12 protein-coding genes are annotated in these 17764 nt (G+C 70.1%); 4 read left to right on the plus strand and 8 right to left on the minus strand.

From position 1 onward, the window contains the following. Positions 1 to 7: 7 nt before the first annotated feature. Entirely contained in the window at positions 8 to 1093 is a 1086-nt protein-coding gene (locus tag G6N10_RS19455) for a magnesium and cobalt transport protein CorA (protein WP_085097929.1), read from the minus strand. 114 nt (positions 1094 to 1207) lie between these two features. On the opposite strand from G6N10_RS19455, the gene G6N10_RS19460 reads away from it, so the two are divergent. Continuing rightward, positions 1208 to 2074 carry a glycine betaine ABC transporter substrate-binding protein gene (locus tag G6N10_RS19460; protein WP_234810604.1) on the plus strand — a complete coding sequence of 289 codons (867 nt, stop codon included), beginning with the start codon at positions 1208 to 1210 and terminating at the stop codon, positions 2072 to 2074. Positions 2075 to 2099: 25 nt separating this feature from the next. Here G6N10_RS19460 and G6N10_RS19465 read toward each other — a convergent pair whose 3' ends face one another. From G6N10_RS19465 to G6N10_RS19475, 3 genes are all read right to left on the minus strand, one after another. Then, on the minus strand, positions 2100 to 2930 hold the full coding sequence (locus G6N10_RS19465) for an SDR family NAD(P)-dependent oxidoreductase (RefSeq protein WP_085098236.1): 831 nt from the start codon (positions 2928 to 2930) through the stop codon (positions 2100 to 2102). Positions 2931 to 3035: 105 nt separating this feature from the next. Beyond that, positions 3036 to 6785, minus strand: coding sequence for a multifunctional oxoglutarate decarboxylase/oxoglutarate dehydrogenase thiamine pyrophosphate-binding subunit/dihydrolipoyllysine-residue succinyltransferase subunit (locus G6N10_RS19470; protein WP_085097932.1), 3750 nt, complete (start codon positions 6783 to 6785; stop codon positions 3036 to 3038). A gap of 231 nt (positions 6786 to 7016) precedes the next feature. Then, the gene (locus G6N10_RS19475) at positions 7017 to 7832 is read right to left on the minus strand and encodes a hypothetical protein (protein ID WP_234810605.1); all 816 of its coding nucleotides are present in this window, start codon (positions 7830 to 7832) and stop codon (positions 7017 to 7019) included. A 170-nt stretch (positions 7833 to 8002) separates the two neighbouring features. Between G6N10_RS19475 and G6N10_RS19480 the strand changes: the two genes are divergently transcribed. Further along, positions 8003 to 10258 carry a DHA2 family efflux MFS transporter permease subunit gene (locus G6N10_RS19480; protein ID WP_179962860.1) on the plus strand — a complete coding sequence of 752 codons (2256 nt, stop codon included), beginning with the start codon at positions 8003 to 8005 and terminating at the stop codon, positions 10256 to 10258. A gap of 102 nt (positions 10259 to 10360) precedes the next feature. Here the strand turns inward: G6N10_RS19480 and G6N10_RS19485 are convergent, their stop codons facing one another. Next, positions 10361 to 11716, minus strand: a complete 1356-nt coding sequence (locus G6N10_RS19485; protein WP_085097939.1) for an FAD-binding oxidoreductase — start codon at positions 11714 to 11716, stop codon at positions 10361 to 10363. A gap of 48 nt (positions 11717 to 11764) precedes the next feature. Then, complete coding sequence (locus G6N10_RS19490) at positions 11765 to 12352, minus strand: LppP/LprE family lipoprotein (RefSeq protein WP_085097942.1); 588 nt, start codon at positions 12350 to 12352, stop codon at positions 11765 to 11767. 392 nt (positions 12353 to 12744) lie between these two features. Here G6N10_RS19490 and G6N10_RS19495 point away from each other — a divergent pair, with 392 nt between their 5' ends. Both G6N10_RS19495 and G6N10_RS19500 read left to right on the plus strand, forming a co-directional pair. After that, positions 12745 to 14661 carry a DEAD/DEAH box helicase gene (locus tag G6N10_RS19495; RefSeq protein ID WP_109750567.1) on the plus strand — a complete coding sequence of 639 codons (1917 nt, stop codon included), beginning with the start codon at positions 12745 to 12747 and terminating at the stop codon, positions 14659 to 14661. Beyond that, complete coding sequence (locus G6N10_RS19500; RefSeq protein ID WP_085097946.1) at positions 14662 to 15843, plus strand: acyltransferase family protein; 1182 nt, start codon at positions 14662 to 14664, stop codon at positions 15841 to 15843. It begins immediately after the preceding gene. Here the strand turns inward: G6N10_RS19500 and G6N10_RS19505 are convergent. Both G6N10_RS19505 and G6N10_RS19510 read right to left on the minus strand, forming a co-directional pair. Continuing rightward, positions 15787 to 16413, minus strand: coding sequence for a TetR/AcrR family transcriptional regulator (locus tag G6N10_RS19505; protein WP_085097949.1), 627 nt, complete (start codon positions 16411 to 16413; stop codon positions 15787 to 15789). The two genes, G6N10_RS19500 and G6N10_RS19505, sit on opposite strands and share 57 nt — an antisense overlap. Beyond that, complete coding sequence (locus tag G6N10_RS19510) at positions 16414 to 17649, minus strand: cytochrome P450 (protein ID WP_085097951.1); 1236 nt, start codon at positions 17647 to 17649, stop codon at positions 16414 to 16416. Positions 17650 to 17764 lie beyond the last annotated feature (115 nt).

Below are 17764 nucleotides of genomic sequence, written 5' to 3' on the forward strand. Positions count from 1 at the left end.
GATTGCCTCAGAGCCAGTCGTTGCGGCGGAAGCGGGCGTAGATCAGCACGCAGACCAGGACGACGGTGCACAGCACCGCCGGGTAGGACCATGGCCAGTCCAGCTCCGGCATGTACTCGAAGTTCATCCCGTAGATGCCGGCCACCATGGTCGGCACCGCGGCGATCGCCACCCACGCCGAGATCTTGCGCATGTCGGTGTTCTGCTGCATGCCGACCTTGGCCAGCGCCGCCTGCACCAGTGAGGTGAGCAGGTCGTCGTAGCCGGCGATCCGCTCGGCGGCCTGGATCTGATGGTCCAGGACGTCGCGCATGTAGCGCAGCACCTCCTTGGACAGCAGATCGCGATAGTCGTTCTGCAGCTTGGTCAGCGCGTCGGTCAGCGGCGCCACCGCCCGGCGAAGTTCCAGGACCTCGTGCTTGAGCATGTAAATCGCGGTGACGTCGGTGCGGCCGCCGGCGGAGAAGATGTCCTCCTCCATGTCGTCGATGTCGCCCTCGACCAGGGCGGTGACCGCCAGGTAGCGGTCGACCACATGGTCGGCGATCGCGTGCATGACGGCGAACGGGCCCAGCCGCAACTGGTTCTGCTCGTCTTCGAGCTGCCGGCGCACCGCCGCGAGGCCGCTGTGCTCGCCGTGCCGGACCGTCACGACGAAGTCGTGTCCGACGAACACCATGATCTCGCCGGTTTCGACGATCTCGCGGGCATTTTCGATCGACTCGTGCGGAACGTAGTTGACCGTCTTGAGCACCAGAAACAGGGTGTTGTCGTAGAGCTCCAGCTTGGGTCGCTGATGGGCGTGCACGGCGTCCTCGACGGCCAGCGCGTGCAGGCCGAAATCGGCTGCCACCGTTTGCATCTGCTGCTCGTCGGGCTCGTGCAGGCCAATCCAGGCGAATGCGGTGCGGCCATCCTCGCGCAGCTCGCGCAGCTTCTGCACCGCCGCCCGATGGGTCCGCGGACCGGGCAACCGCTTGCCGTCGAGGTAGACCGCGCAGTCCACCATCGCCTCGGCGACCGGCACCGGCGCGCGCTGGGTGTCGGGTTCACCGGGGCGTCCGTGCGGCGGGAGCGCGCGGAACGACGGCATCGCGAACCTCCTGTCCCGACGGCGGGGATCAGCGGTCATGGTACGTGCTCGGGTGGCCGGCCGAGGCGATCCACACTGCCGGGTCCGGGGCCCGGAGTCGAGTACCCTGGCGCCGTGGCGGAATGGGCGAGCACCCTGCGGGTGACACTGGCCGCGGGGCTGGCCGCGCTGCTGGTGGCCTGCGGCGGTCCGCCGCCACCGCCGCCGGACCTGGTGATCGGCGCATCCGAGCGGCCGGAGTCGGTGCTGCTGGCCAATGTCTACGCCGCCGCGCTGCGGTTCTACGGCACCCCGGTGCGGGTCGAACAGTTCGACGATCCACTGACCGCGCTGGACTCGGGCGCGGCGACCATCGTGGCGGGGCTGACCGGCGGATGGCTGCAGCGGTTCGCCCCGGGCAGCGGCGGGCGCGCCGATGAGACGGTGTACCGGCAGATGGTCGGCGTGCTGCCGGAGGGCATCGGGGCCGGGGACTACACCACCGCAGCGGAGGACAAGGCGGCCGCCGCGGTCACCGAGCGCACCGCGACGGCCTGGGGCGGCCGTGAGCTGACCACCGCGCTGCGGCGGTGCGCCGAGCTGCGGCCCGGCGCGGTGCGCGGGGCCGCCGTGCCGGCCAAGGTCGGCCGCTGCGCGCCGCCGAAACCGGTCGAATTCGCCGACGACGCGACGCTGTTCGACGCGCTGCGCACCGGTGCGATCAACCTGGCGTGGACCAGCACCGCCGATCCGGGCGTGCCGGCCGACATCGTGCTGCTCGCCGACGAGAAGCCGGCGCTGATCCGCGCGCAGAACGTGGTGCCGCTGTACCGGCGCAACGAGCTGGGCCCGCAGCAGGTGGTCGCGCTCAACGAGGTCGCCGGGGTGCTGGACACCGCGTCGCTCAAACAGCTGCGGGCCGAGGTCGCTGCGGGCGCGGACCCGCGGCTGGTCGCCGATCGCTGGCTGGCCGACAACCCGATCGGCGCCACCGGGCACTGATCTCGACCGAGCGTTTCGCGCTGCGTCAGTGCCCGTTCTTGACGAGCATGCCCATCACCCGCGAGAAGATGCTCTGGTAATTCGAGCCGAGGATCCGCACCAGCACGTCGAGCGACTTGGCGTCGGCGCCCACCAGCACCCGGGCCTTCTTCTTGCGGACGGCCTCCAGGATGATCTCGGCGGCCCGCTCGGGGGAGGTGCGCGCCAGCTTCTTGTCGAACTGGGCGGCCAGATCGGCGGCGTCGAGGTCTTCCACCGAGCCGGCGTTGCGCGCGATGGCGGTCTTGATGCCGCCGGGATGCACCGTGGTCACCGCGACGGGCCGCTTCTTGGTGATCATCTCCTGGCGCAGCGCCTCGGTGAAGCCGCGGACCGCGAACTTGGCCGCGTTGTAGGCGGACTGGCCCGGCACCGCGAAGATGCCGAACAGGCTGGAGACGTTGATGACGTGGCCGTCGCCGGACTCGAGCAGGTGGGGCAGGAACGCCTTGGTGCCGTTCACCACGCCCCAGAAGTCGACATCCATCACCCGCTCGATGTCCTTGAAGCCCATCACCTCGACGTCGCCGGTGAACGCGATGCCGGCGTTGTTGTAGATCTGGTGCACGACGCCGAAGTGCTCCTTGACCTCGTCGGCGTAGATCAGGAACGCCTCGCGTTCGGTCACGTCGAGGCGATCGGCCTTGACCGGGGCGCCGATGGACTTGAGCAGGGCCTCGGTCTCGGCCAGGCCCGCCACGTCGACGTCGCTGATGGCGAGCTTGGCACCGGATCGGCCCAGTTCGAGGGCCAGCGCGCGCCCGATGCCCGATCCGGCGCCGGTGACGACGGCGACCTTGCCGGCGAAGCCTTGCATGAACACTCCTGACGTTGAGGAAACTTGCCGGACCAGGCTAGCCGATACCGGCGGTACTGCCACCGGGGAGGCTCACTCGAAAAGCGGCGTCACTCAAAAGCGGCGTCACTCAAAAGCGGCGTCGAGAATCTCCTGCTGCTCGGCGGCGTGCACCTTCGACGAGCCCGACGACGGTGCGCTCATCGCCCGCCGGGAGATCCGCTTGATCCCGGTCAGCAGCTCCGGCAGCAGTTCCGGCAGCCACAGCCCGAACGTCGGCCACGGGCCCTGGTTGGCCGGCTCGTCCTGCACCCAGAAGTACTCCCGCACGTTCGGGTACAGCCCGAGCACGTGCCCGAGCCGCCGCGGCGGCAGCGGGTAGAGCTGCTCGATCCGGACGATGGCGACGTCCTCGCGCTTTTTCTTGGCCTTGCGTGCCACCAGGTCGTAGTAGATCTTCCCCGAGCACAGCAGCATCCGGGTGATCTTGCTGCGGTCGCCGATGCCGTCCTCGTAGCCGGGCTCTTCCAGCACCGAGCGGAACTTCACGTCGGTGAAGTCCTTCACGTCGCTGACGGCGGCCTTATTGCGCAGCATCGACTTCGGGGTGAAGACGATCAGCGGCCGGTGAATGCCGCCGAGCGCGTGCCGGCGCAGCAGGTGGAAATAGTTGGCCGGGGTGGACGGCTGCGCGACCGTCATCGAGCCCTCGGCGCACAGCTGCAGGAACCGCTCGATGCGCCCGGAGGTGTGGTCGGGGCCCTGGCCCTCGTGTCCGTGCGGCAGCAGCAGCACCACATCGGAGGTCTGGCCCCACTTGGCCTCGCCCGAGCTGACGAACTCGTCGATCACCGACTGGGCGCCGTTGACGAAGTCGCCGAACTGCGCCTCCCACAGCACCAGCGCGCTGGGATTGCCGACGGCATAGCCGTATTCGAAGCCGACCGCGGCGAACTCGCTGAGCGCGGAGTTGTAGATCATCAACTTGCCGCCGGTGGGCACGCCCTGCTCGTCGACCGCGAGCAGCTGCAGCGGGGTGAACTCCTCGCCGGTCCTGCGGTCGATGATCACCGCGTGCCGCTGGGTGAAGGTGCCGCGGCGGGTGTCCTGACCCGACATCCGGATCAGCTTGCCGTCGGCGACCAGCGACCCGAGCGCCAGCAGCTCGCCGAACGCCCAGTCGACCTTGCCCTCGTAGGCCATCTCGCGGCGCTTCTCCAGCACCGGCTGCACCCGCGGATGTACCGAGAAGCCCTCGGGAACCGCCAGGTGCGCGTCGCCGATCCGGGCCAGCATGGCCTTGTCGACGGCGGTGTTGAGCCCGTGCGTGATGACCTGCTCGGTCTCCACCGACTCACTGGGCTCGGCGGTGAACTTCTCCAGGTCACGAACCTGGTTGAAGACCTGTTCCAGCTGGCCCTGGTAGTCGCGCAGCGCGACCTCGGCTTCCTTCATGGAGATGTCGCCGCGGCCGATCAGCGCCTCGGTGTAGTGCTTGCGGACACCGCGCTTGCGGTCGATGACGTCGTACATGGCCGGCTGGGTCATCGACGGATCGTCGCCCTCGTTGTGCCCGCGGCGGCGGTAGCACAGCATGTCGATGACGACGTCCTTCTTGAACGCCTGGCGGAAGTCGACGGCCAGCCGGGCGACCCAGTCGCAGGCCTCCGGGTCGTCGCCGTTGACGTGGAAGATCGGCGCACCGATCATCTTGGCCACATCGGTGCAGTACTCGCTGGAGCGCGAGTTCTCCGGGGAGGTGGTGAACCCGATCTGGTTGTTGACCACCATGTGGATGGTGCCGCCGACGCGGTACCCGCGCAGCAGCGCCAGGTTCAGCGTCTCGGCCACCACGCCCTGGCCGGCGAACGCGGCGTCGCCGTGCAGCATCAGCGGCACCACCGTGTAGCCCTCGGGGGTGTCGCCCTTGTTGAGCAGGTCCTGCTTGGCCCGGACCAGCCCCTCCAGCACCGGGTCGACGGCCTCCAGGTGGCTGGGGTTGGCCGTCAGCGACACCTCGATGTCGTTGTCGCCGAACATCTGGATGTAGGTGCCCGAGGCGCCCAGGTGGTACTTGACGTCGCCGGAGCCGTGCGCCTGCGACGGGTTCAGGTTGCCCTCGAACTCGCCGAAGATCTGCGCGTAGGGCTTGCCGACGATGTTGGCCAGCACGTTGAGCCGGCCGCGGTGCGGCATGGCGATGACGACCTCGGTGAGGGCGTGCTCGGCGCACTGGTCGATCGCGGCGTCCATCATCGGGATGATGGTTTCCGCGCCCTCCAACGAGAACCGTTTCTGCCCAACGTATTTAGTCTGCAGGAAGGTCTCGAAGGCCTCCGCGGCGTTGAGCCGGCTGAGGATGTACTTCTGCTGGGCCAGGGTCGGCTTGTCGTGCCTGCGCTCGATGCGATCCTGCAGCCACTTCTGCTGCTCGGGCTCCAGGATGTGGGTGTACTCCACGCCGATGTGCCGGCAGTAGGCGTCGCGCAGCACCGAAAGCACGTCGCGCAGCTTCTTGTACTGCTTGCCGGCGAACCCGTCGACCTTGAACTCACGGTCCAGGTCCCACAGCGTGAGCCCGTGGGTGAGCACGTCGAGGTCGGGGTGGCTGCGGAACCGGGTGTTGTCCAGCCGCAGCGGGTCGATGTCGGCCATCAGGTGGCCGCGGTTGCGGTAGGCGGCGATCAGCTCGATGACGCGGGCGTTCTTGTCGGCGATCGAGTCGGGGTTGTCGGTGCGCCAGCGCACCGGCTCGTAGGGAATGCCGAGCTCGTAGAAGATCTCGTCGAAGAAGTCGTCGGACAGCAGCAGCTGGTGCACGGTGCGCAGGAAGTCGCCGGACTCCGCGCCCTGAATGATCCGGTGGTCGTAGGTCGAGGTCAGGGTGATCAGCTTGCCGATGCCCAGGTCGGCGATGCGCTCCTCGCTGGCGCCCTGGAACTCCGCCGGGTACTCCATCGCGCCGGCGCCGATGATCGCGCCCTGCCCGGCCATCAGCCGCGGCACCGAGTGCACGGTGCCGATGGTGCCCGGGTTGGTCAGCGAGATCGTCACACCGGAGAAGTCATCGCCGGTGAGCTTGCCGTCGCGGGCCCGCCGGACAATGTCCTCGTAGGCGGCGATGAACTGGCCGAACTTCATCGTCTCGCAGCCCTTGATGGCGGCGACGACCAGCGTTCGTTTTCCGTCCTTGCCCGGCAGGTCGATGGCCAGGCCCAGGTTGGTGTGGGCCGGGGTGACGGCGCTGGGCTTGCCGTCGATCTCGGCGAAATGCCGGTTCATGTTCGGGAACGCCTTGACCGCCTGGACCATCGCGTAGCCGAGCAGGTGGGTGAAGCTGATCTTGCCGCCGCGGGTGCGCTTGAGATGGTTGTTGATGACGACCCGGTTGTCGATCATCAGCTTGGCCGGGATCGCCCGCACGCTGGTCGCCGTCGGCACCGTCAGCGAGTTGTTCATGTTCTTGACGACGGCGGCCGCGGCGCCGCGCAGCACCTGGCTGGTGTCCTCGGTGGCGGCGGCCGCCGGGGCCGGCGCGGGGGCGGGCTTGCCGGCGTCGGGGGCCGAGGCGCCGGTGCTGCTGGCCGGGGTCTTGGCCGGGGGCACCGGCCGCGACGGCGGGGCCGGCGGAGCGACGGCCGGGGTCTTCGCCGCGGCGGCCTTTGCCGCCGGCGCCTTTGCCGCGGGTGCCGCCGCGGGTGCCGGGGCCGCGGGTGCGGCCTGCGGCACGGCGTCGTCGATCACCGGGTCGGGGTTGTAGTCGACCAGGAACTCGTGCCAGCTGGGATCGACCGAGGCGGGATCCTCGCGGAACTTGCGGTACATCTCCTCGACCAGCCACTCATTCTGGCCGAAAGGTGAACTTGTACTGCTCACGGAAGCTGCTCGCCTCGATTCATATCGCGGGGTGTGGCAGGCGGTCCGGTGGGCCGCCCAGCACATGTTGTGTCATCACTTCGTGTCGTCGCGGTGTCAAGGCTAGCGCCTTGGCAGCGTCGGGGTGGCCGCACTGCGCACAGTTGCCCGGACCCGTCGGGGGCACCCGCCCGGGGGGCCGCGCCGGGGCCCGTCGACCTGCCCGAACGCCGCGACCCGGTCGGCGACGGGCTACCGGCTCAGCGCCGGTTTCGGGTCGGGGTTGCTTGGGGCCGCGGGCAACTCCAGCAGCGTCGACGGCCAGACCGTCGGGGCCGGACCGAACGCCTCGTTGGCGTTCTGCACGAACTTGCGGCCGATCAGCCAGTTTCCGACCGCGCCGATCACCGCGCCGATGCCCATCGGCAGCACCTTGCCGACCGTCAGGGCGCTGCGCTTGAGCGCCCACTTCTTGGCGAAGTGCCGCAGCATCCGGGAATTGAGCTGGCCGAGCACCGGCAGCGGAAGCGCCGCCGCGCCGTCGGACATCCAGCCGCCGCGGATTCGGCTGGTGCCGAGCACGTTGGCCACCGCGTGTTTGCCGTCCTCGCCGGAGAGCACGTAGAGCACCAGGGCGCGCCGGCGGTCCCGGTCGGTGGCTTCGATGCCGTACACCTCGGCCATCGCCAGCACGAACACCGTCGTCGCCTCCAGGAACAGCACCGTCTCGCCGCTGACCGCCGCCAGCGCGGTCAGCGTGCCGATGCCCGGCAGGATCGCCGCCGATCCGATCGCCGCGCCGCTGGCAATCACCGTCACCAGATAGGTGCGCTGGATCCGCTTGACGATGTCGGCCGGTGTGGCATGCGGCCGCTTGCGGCGCAAGCGCTGCACGTAGCGGCGGATCGCCGGGCCCTGCAGCCGGGAACTGGTCTCCAGCAGATAGGACAGCAGCTTGGCCGACGTGCCGGGCTCCTCGGCGGGGCCGGCGGCGTCGCCGTTGCGGGCCGGCAGGTGGTCGGGCTTTCCGGCGGGCGTCTTTCCAGCGGGCGTCTTTCCAGCGGGCATGGGGCCTCCGTCGCAGTGTGGCCTGGGCGTTCCCAGGCTAACCGGTGACAACGCCCGGCGGTCGCCGATGGTTTCCGCCGTCGTCGACGACGTGATCGAGGCGGCACCGCAACCCGGTTGTCGCGTGCTGCGGGCCGCCTCCGGCCGCACCCGACTACCCTGAGTTGGCGATGACCTCACGAGCTGACATCCCCTCTCGAGCTTCGGGCAACCCGTGGCACGCGCTGTGGGCGATGATGATCGGCTTCTTCATGATCCTGGTCGACTCGACCATTGTCGCGGTCGCCAACGACACCCTGATGGAAGCCCTGCACGTCGAGGGGCAGTACGACCGGATCATCTGGGTCACCAGCGCCTACCTGCTGGCCTACGCGGTGCCGCTGCTGGTCGCCGGTCGGCTCGGTGACCGGTTCGGGCCGAAGAACCTGTATCTGATCGGGCTGTTCATCTTCACCGCCGCGTCGCTGTGGTGCGGGCTGTCCGGGTCGATCGAGATGCTGATCGCGGCCCGCGTGGTGCAGGGCATCGGCGCGGCGCTGCTGACCCCGCAGACCCTGTCGACCATCACCAAGATCTTCCCGGCCGCCAACCGCGGCGTGGCGATGAGCGTGTGGGGGGCCACCGCCGGGGTGGCGACGCTGGTCGGTCCGCTGGCCGGCGGCGTCATCATCGACCACTGGGGCTGGAGCTGGATCTTCTTCGTCAACGTCCCGATCGGTGTGCTCGGCCTGATCGTCGGCGCCTGGCTGATCCCGACGCTGCCGACCGAGCAGCACCGCTTCGACATCCTCGGCGTGGTGCTGTCCGGCATCGGCATGTTCCTGGTGGTGTTCGGCCTGCAGGAGGGCCAGATTCAGAACTGGTCGGCGCTGATCTGGCTGATGATCATCGGTGGCGTCGCGGTGATGGGGCTGTTCTTCTACTGGCAGTCGATCAACCGGCACGAGCCGCTGATCCCGCTGCGGGTGTTCCGCGACCTGGACTTCACCGTGTCGGCGTTCGGGGCGGCCATCATCGCGTTTGCGGTGACCGGGATGGTGCTGCCGGTGTACTTCTATGCCCAGCAGGTGATGGGCCTGAGCCCGACCCGCTCGGCGCTGCTGACCGCGCCGATGGCGGTGGCCAGCGGCCTGCTGGCGCCGTGGGTCGGCCGGATCATCGACCGGGCGCACCCGGTGCCGGTGATCGGCTTCGGCTTTTCCACCCTGGCGATCGGCCTGACCTGGCTGTCGGTGGAGATGACGGCCACCACCCCGGTGTGGCGGCTGGTGATCCCGTTCATCGTGCTCGGTGTCGGGATGGCGTTCATTTGGGCGCCGTTGGCGGCGACGGCCACCCGCCGGCTGCCCACCGACATCGCCGGCGCCGGTTCCGGGGTGTACAACGCCACCCGGCAGGTCGGCTCGGTGCTCGGCAGCGCCGGGATGGCGGCGTACCTGAGCGGGCGGATCAGCGCCGAGCTGCCGCCGGGGACCCCGCCGGCGAGCCCCGGCGACGGCACCGTCCGCCAGCTGCCCGAATTCCTGCTGGAGCCGTTCGCGACGGCCTATTCCCAGTCCCTGTTGCTGCCTGCCGCGGTGGGCCTGCTCGGGGTGGTGGCCGCGCTGTTTCTGGCCGGCGGCGCCAGCGTGCTGCGCCGCGGTCCGGTCGAGCGGGTCGGCGGCGCGGCCGGCGACGACACCGACGAGTTGGTGCCGCTGGGGGTCTTCGAGGACGCCGTCGCGTTCTGGCGCGATCCCGGCGGTGCCGGCCCCGACGCCGGCCCGGAGCCGGCGCATCCGCCGGGCGAGTACAGCCGGATCGATGACGATGACGGCTACGTCGAGTACCTGCTGGGTACCCGCCCGGTCTACTACGAGGAATCCGAGCCGGTGTCGCGGTTGCAGACGGTCTCCGAGGCGGAGGCTGAACTGGCCGAGGACGCTCCGCCGCTGGTGGCCGAGGAACCGGTGCACATCGAGGTGCCGGGCGAGCCCCGGTTCGAAGAACCCTGGGCCGATCAGGTGCCGGTGCGCGCGGCCGCCGAGCCGCCGAGCTGGGCTGACCAGGTTCCGGTGCGGGAGTCCGCCGAGCCGGAGACCGCGGGCGATCCGGACACCGGCCCGGTGCCCGTTGTTGCCGGCACCGGCCCGCGCCCGGACCGCCCGGATCCGCTGTTCGGGCCGATCGACCTCGACGGGGACGAGGGGTTCACCTTCGGTCCGCACAGCGGTTTCACCGGGTTCGGCAACCCGTGGGATGCCGCCGTCCGGCCCGCCACCGCGGTCGCGTCCGACCGCGCGGTTGCCGAGCCGGTCGAGCGGGCGCGCCCGCAGGCGCGGCACTCCGCGCCGGGACGGCACGTCCGGCCCGAGGACGACCGCGGCCACGACCCGGAGGCGCCGATCAATCCGCAGGCCTCCGGCCGGCACTACCGCCCGGATTGATTCCGGCGCTGCCGTAGCCGAACGTACCGTTTGGGATTGCTGTGGCCGATGGTGCTGCTGTGGCAGCACATGGCCGGGCCGTTCGCCGATTGGTACGTCGGTCTACGGCGCGAACAACACCGCGGCGTTGAGGTAGCCGGTGGGGTCCAGCGCGGCCTTGACGGTGCGCATCGCGGCGATGTCGACGTCGGTGCGCGCCATCGACAGGTACTCGCGCTTGCGGCTGCCCACCCCGTGCTCGGAGCTGACGTTGCCGTGATGCGCGGCGATCAGGTCCATCATCGCGGTGTACAGCGCCCGCTCATCGCGGGGCTGGCAGCGCAGCACGTTCAGGTGCAGGTTGCCCTCGCCGACGTGGCCGAACAGCACCGGGATGGCCCCGGGAACGTGCTCGGCCAGCAGTGCGGCGGCGGCCTGCTCGAACGGTTCTACCTGCCTCAGCGGCAGTGAAACGTCGAACTTCAGCGGCGGCCCGTAGGCGCCGAGGATCTCGTTGACCGATTCGCGGACCCGCCACAGCCGCTGCTGGTCGCCGGTGTCGATGCCGACCGCGGGTTCCGCCGACAGCGGCAGCCGCTCCAGCAGGTCGGCAAGCCGTTCAGTCTGGTCGTCGTCGCCGGCCAACTCGATGAGCAGCAGCCAATGCGCGCTCACCGGGGCGGCGACGCCGAGCCGCTCGGCGGCCACCGCGACGCCGCGCGGATCGATCAGTTCCAGGGCGGCGATGGTCTCGACGTCGCGCAGCAGCCGACCGGCGTCGACCAGGGCGGTCAGCGAATCGAAGCCGGCGATCGCGGTGACCCGGTGCGCCGGGGCCGGGTGCAACCGGATGTCCAGGCCGGTGATCACCCCGAGGGTGCCCTCGGCGCCGACGAACAGTGCGGTGAGGTCGTAGCCGGTGTTGTCGCGGCGGACCTCGGAGTGCCGGTGCAGGATCGAGCCGTCGGGCAGCGCGATGTCCAGGCCGAGGATCTGCTCGCCCATATTGCCGTAGCGCACGGTCCGCAGGCCCCCGGCGTTGGTGGAGGCCATCCCGCCGATGGTGGCGGTGTCACGGGCGGCCAGGTCCACCCCGAAGACCAGGTCGGCGGCCCGCGCGGCGGCCTGCAGGTCGGCGGCGGTCACCCCGGCGCCGGCGCGCACCCGGCGGTCGGTGCGGTCCACCTCGCCGATCTCGGTGAGCCGCTCGGTGGACAGCAGCACGTCGTCGTGCTCGGGCACCGTCCCGGCGACCAGTGAGGTGCGGCCGCCCTGCACGGTGACGTGCGCGCCGCCGTCGCGGCAGATCCGCAGCGCGACGGCGACCTCGGTGGCCGAGCCGGGCCGGACCAGTGCGCTGGCCCGGCCGGAGTAGCGGCCGGTGTGGTCGATGCTGCGTCCGGCCAGCACGTCGGGGTCGGTGGACACAAACGCCGCGCCGACCAGCGCGGTCAACTGCTCCAGGACGGAAACGGTCACCGGGTCACAGTAGACAACTGTCGATTTTCCGGGGTGTGCCGGCGAAGGTCAGGGAGTGTTGGCGACCAATTCGACGCCCGAGCCGTTCCAGCGGAACTTCACCACGCTGGACAATCCGGGGATCCCGCTGGAATAGGTCAGCGCGACGGTGTCGCCGGTGCTCTGAGCCTCGTCGATACCGTTGAAGCCGAAGGTGTCCGGCGCCCCGCTGGAAACGAATTTGCCCTGGTGGAACAGCACCGCGCGGGTGTTCGGGTTGGCGGCGTTGGTGTTGGCCCGAACGACCACCGCGGACAGCTGGGCGCACTCGTTGTAGTTCCCGGCGATCGGCTCGGGGTTCCAGGCCTGGCCGCTGCGCGGATCCCGGGGCAGTTCGGAGACCGCCCGGGCGATGGCCGGCGCGGCAAGGTTGGTCGGGCACGGATCGGGCTCGGGGGTGGCGGGCTCGGGGGTTGCGGGCTGGGCCTCCACGGGCGCGGCCGACGACGAGACCGGGCCGGTGTGCGACGCGTCCGGGGTGATGGCCACGGTGGAGTCGCTGGACCCGCACGCCGTCAGGATCGACAGCAGCGTCGCCGCGATCGCGGAGCCGGCGGGGGAGATGCGCACGCACGGCAGGTTACCGGTCCCCGGCAAACACGGCGGTCCCCGGCCGATCGCGGTGCCACGCCAGTAGACTGACACCCCTGATGACCCACGCTGAGCCGGAGCAGACCGGTGACCTCGAGACCGCCGCCGAGCCGGACACCGCCGCGTCGGTCGCGGGGGTGAGCGAACCCGCGCCCGCCGCCGCCGAGCCCGAGCCCGAGCCGGTGAGTGAACCGGAGCCCGCCGCCGCCGAGCCCGAGCCGGTGGCTGAGCCCACCCCGGTTGCCGAGTCGACCCCGCCCGTGGCCGAGCCGACCCCGCCGGCACCGACCGAGGCCGAACCGGTGGCCGAGCCCACCCCGGTTGCCGAGGCGGAGCCTGACGCCGAGGCGGAACCGGTTGCCGCTCCGCCGGCACCGACCGAGCCCGGCTTCGCCGACCTGAACATCCATCCGGCGGTGCTGAAGTCCCTGCTGGAGGTCGGCTACGAGACGCCGTCGCCGATCCAGGCGGCCACCATCCCGGCGCTGATGGCCGGCCGCGACGTCGTCGGGCTGGCGCAGACCGGAACGGGCAAGACCGCGGCGTTCGCGGTGCCGATCCTGTCCAAGATCGACCCGTCGGCCAAGGCCACCCAGGCGCTGGTGCTGGCGCCGACCCGGGAGCTGGCGCTGCAGGTCGCCGAGGCATTCGGCCGCTACAGCGCGCACCTGCCCGGGCTGACCGTGCTGCCGATCTACGGTGGGTCGTCCTACACCGTGCAGCTGTCCGGGCTGCGCCGCGGCGCCCAGATCGTCGTCGGCACCCCGGGCCGGGTGATCGATCACCTCGAGCGCGGCACGCTGGACCTCTCGCACCTGGACTACCTGGTGCTCGACGAGGCCGACGAGATGCTGCAGATGGGTTTCGCCGAGGACGTCGAGCGCATCCTTGCCGACACCCCCGAGTACAAGCAGGTGGCGCTGTTCTCGGCGACCATGCCGTCGGGCATCCGCAAGATCACCACGAAGTACCTCAACGAGGCTGTCGAGGTTTCGGTCAAGGCGAAAACCGCGACCGCGGAGAACATTTCGCAGCGCTACATTCAGGTGGCCGGGCCGCGCAAGATGGACGCGCTCACCCGGATCCTGGAGACCGAGCCGTTCGAGGCGATGATCGTGTTCGTCCGGACCAAGCAGGCCACCGAGGAGGTGGCGGATCGGTTGCGGGCCCGTGGTTTCTCCGCCGCCGCGATCAACGGTGACATCCCGCAGAGCATGCGGGAGCGGACCATCGCCGCGCTCAAGGACGGCAGCCTGGACATCCTGGTGGCCACCGACGTCGCCGCGCGCGGGCTGGACGTCGAGCGGATCAGCCACGTGCTCAACTACGACATTCCGCACGACACCGAGTCCTATGTGCACCGGATCGGGCGCACCGGCCGGGCGGGGCGCTCGGGCAGCGCGGTGCTGTTCGTCTCGCCGCGTGAGCGCCACCTGCTCAAAGCGATCGAGAAGGCGACCCGTTCCACCCTGGTCGAGGCCGAGCTGCCGACCGTCGACGACGTCAACGCCCAGCGGGTCACGAAGTTCCGCGATTCCATCACCTCGGCGCTGTCGGCCCCGGGGCTGGAGATGTTCCGCCGGCTCATCGAGGACTACGAGCGTGACAACGACGTCCCGATGGCCGACATTGCCGCGGCGCTGGCGCTGCAGACCCGCGACGGTGGCGAATTCCTAATGGCGCCGGAGCCGGTGCGCGAGGAGCGTCGCGGACGCGATCGCCGGGACCGCGAGGAACGCGGCCCGCTGCGCCGGGCCGGCGAGGGCTTCGCGACCTACCGCATCGATGTCGGTAAGCGGCACAAGGTGGTGCCCGGCGCGATCGTCGGCGCCATCGCCAACGAGGGCGGCCTGCATCGCAGCGACTTTGGGCACATCAGCATCCGGTTGGACTTCTCCCTGGTGGAACTGCCCCCGCAGCTGCCGCCGGACGCCTGGAAGGCGCTGCAGCACACCAAGATCCAGGGCCTGCCGATCAACCTGCGGCTCGACTCCGGTGGCGGCCGCGGTGATCGCGGTGACCGGGAGGGCCGCAAGGGCGACCGGGACCAGCGCGGTGGCTGGAAGAAGGATCGCGGGGCGGGCCGGGACTACGACCGCGGCGCGGGCCGCGGGGAGCGGGGCTCGGACTGGAGCCCGAGCCGCGACCGCGACCGCGATGGCAAGCCGGGCAAGCGTGGTTACCCCAAGAGCGCAAAGCCCGACTTCGACAAGGGTGGCCGGTCGGATTTCGGTAAGGGCGGCAAGGAATTCGGCAAGTCGGACTGGAACAAGGGCGCTAAGCCGGACAAGAAGCCCAAGCACAAGAAGCCCTAGATGACGGCAGCAACCTCACGGCGGGTCGCCTCGCTGACCGGTGTGCGCGCGCTGGCGGCGGTGCTGGTGGTCGCCACCCACGCCGCGTACACCACCGGTCACTACACCAACAACTATCAGGGACTGATGCTGTCCCGGTTCGAGATCGGTGTGCCGATCTTCTTTGCGCTGTCGGGCTACCTGTTGTTCCGGCCGTGGGTGAAGGCCGCCGCGACCGGCGGACCCGACCCGTCGCTGCGGCGTTACGCCTGGCACCGGGTGCGCCGCATCATGCCGCCGTACGTGGTGACCGTGCTGGGCGCCTACATCGTCTATCACTTCCGGGATGTGCAGCCCAATCCCGGGCACACCTGGATCGGGCTGCTGCGCAACCTGACCCTCACCCAGATCTACACCGAGAACTACTTCGACTACCTGCATCAGGGCATGACCCAGATGTGGAGCCTGGCCGTCGAGGTCGGCTTCTACATTCTGCTGCCGGCAATCGCCTACGTGTTGATGGTGCTGCTGTGCCGCCGGCAGTGGCGGCCCTACCGGCTGCTCGGCGGGTTGGCCGCGCTGTCGCTGGTCTCGCCGATCTGGATCGTGCTGTTTCACACCGTGGACTGGCTGCCCGAGGCCGCGCGGCTGTGGCCGCCGACCTACGCGGTGTGGTTTCTGGGCGGCATGGCGTTGACGGTGCTGGCCCAAATGCGGGTCCAGATCTACGGATTCACCGCCCTTGCGCCGGCGTTGCTGTGCCTGCTGATCGTCGCCACGCCGATCGCCGGTGAGCCGACGACCTCGCCCAAACTGCTCTACGAGGCGCTGATCAAGACCGGCTTCTACGCGGTCATCGCGGTGCTGCTGATCGCCCCGCTGGCGTTGGGGAACCGGGGCTGGTACGCGGCGGCGATGGGGTCGCGGCCGATGGTGTGGCTCGGTGAGATCTCCTACGAGCTGTTCCTGGTGCACCTGGTGCTGATGGAAGTCGCGATGGTCGAGATCCTGCAGAAGCCGGTCTACACCGGGTCGGGCTGGCTGCTGTTCTTCTGGACCATGGTGCTCAGTGTCCCGGTGTCCTGGCTGCTGCACCGGCTGACCCGGGTGCGCGACGAGCCGCCGACCCTGCCGGCCCGCGAGCGCTCATCCAGGTACAGATTTTCCGGGGTGTCGCGGTCCTGGTTGCGCGCTGGCCGGTAACAGGACGGGCACCAGGAACTCCTGCACCATGGCCCGCTCGTCCTCGGGACCGGTGCCCGGGAAGCTCAGCAGCGATGTCAGCGCGCGCACCAGCCAACGGGCCCGGCGCTCGGCGGTGGACTCTGCGCCGTCGAGTGAGGTGCCGTCGAGCGAGGACAGGAACGCGGCCACCAGGGTGGTGATCACTTCCGAGCGCCCGGCCAGCTCGGCGCCCAGCGGGGGAGCGTCGGCCCCGAACCAGGACCGCAGCGCCGGATCGGCGCGGACCAGCTGTAGGGTGTGGCAGAACCCGTCGACCAGCCGTCGGCGGGGATCGTCGATGCCGGCCAGCTGCGCGCCGAGTTGGGCGTGCACCAGCCGGGCCTGACGGTGGACGTAGCCGGCGTGCAGCGCCTCCCGGCTGTCGAAGTAGCGGTACAGGGTCGCCCGGGAGCAGCCCGCCGCCCGGGCGATGTCGTTCATGCCGACCGACGCCGGGCTCTGCCGGGCGAACAGTTGCCCGGCGGCATCGAGAATGCGGTCGGCGGCCAGCTCGCCGCGGCTGCCCGAGAGCCAGTCGCCGCGGGCCATCTAGCGCACCGTGAACGGCACCGACAGCGGGCGGCGGACGTAGCCGCCGCCGGCCCAGGTGATGCCCGACTCGTCGACGGCGAAGTCCGGGCAGCGGGCCAGCAGTTCGGTCAGCGCGACGCGCGACTGCATCCGTGCGGCCGCCGCGCCCAGGCAGTGGTGCGCGCCGTGGCTGAAGGTCAGGATGTTGCGGGGATTGCGGGTGATGTCCAGTTCCCCGGCGTTCGGGCCGTATTGGCGTTCGTCCCGGTTGCCCGAGCCGTAGAGCAGCAGCGCCTTGCGCCCGGCCGGGATGACGGTGTCCCCGATGGTGACGTCCCGGGTGGCGGTGCGGGCCAGGCCCTGCACCGGGGAGGTCAGCCGCAGGAACTCCTCGATGGATTCGGTGATCAGAGCGGGGTTCTCGGCCAGCAGGCGACGCTGGTCGGGGTAGCGGTGCAGCAACTGCACGGTGCCGCCGAGCATCCCGGTGGTGGTGTCGTTGCCGCCGGTGACCATGGTGAAGGCGAACGCCAGGATGGCCAGGTTGCCGGCCAGGTCCGCGTCGTCGGCGCCGATGCCGCCGGCCACCAGGTGCGAGACGGTGTCGTCGCCGGGTTCGGTGCGGCGGCGCGCGATCAGATCGGTGAAATAGCCCATCATCTCGCCGAGCGCGACGCCGAGGGTGTCCAACGCGGAGCCCAGGCCCCCGGTCGAGGTGTTCGCCGCGACGATCGCCTCGGTCCAGCCGTCGAACCGGCCCTGATCTTCCTCCGGCACGCCGAGGTAGTGCGCGACGACCATCGAGGGCAGCGGTTTGAACAGCTCGGCGACGATGTCGCCGCCGCCGGCCTCGCGCAACCGCTCCAGGCGCGCCACCACGAACGCCCTTACCTTGGGTTCGACGGCCTGCACCTGGCGCGGGGTGAACCCGCGTGAGACGAGTCGCCGGAACGCGGTGTGCGCCGGCGGATCCTGCATCACCATCGGCGGATTGTCCTGCAGCCCAATGAGTTCCAGCTCGCGATAGTTGATCGTCAGGCCCTGGGCGGAGGAGAACGTCTCGTGGTCGCGGGCGGCGGCGAAGATGTCGTCGTGCCGGGACAGCACGTAGTAGTCATCGCCCGGGCGGTCTTCGGGGACGACGTGATGGACCGGGTCGTGGTCGCGCAGCGCGCGGTACATCGGCCAGGGGTCGGCCCAGCTGTCGGCGTTGGCCAACTCAAAGCGCGGCGCGTGAGACAAATCCGTCGTCATGTCTCAGTATTGGGACGTTTTCCGCCAAATGTCAATGCCTGCGGTCCCGCTGGCCCGCCCCCTTTCCCGCGAGCGCTCAACCAGGTACACGGGCATCGGCGTGTCGCGGACCAGG

Source organism: Mycolicibacterium fallax (genome assembly GCF_010726955.1).
Lineage (GTDB): Bacteria > Actinomycetota > Actinomycetes > Mycobacteriales > Mycobacteriaceae > Mycobacterium > Mycobacterium fallax.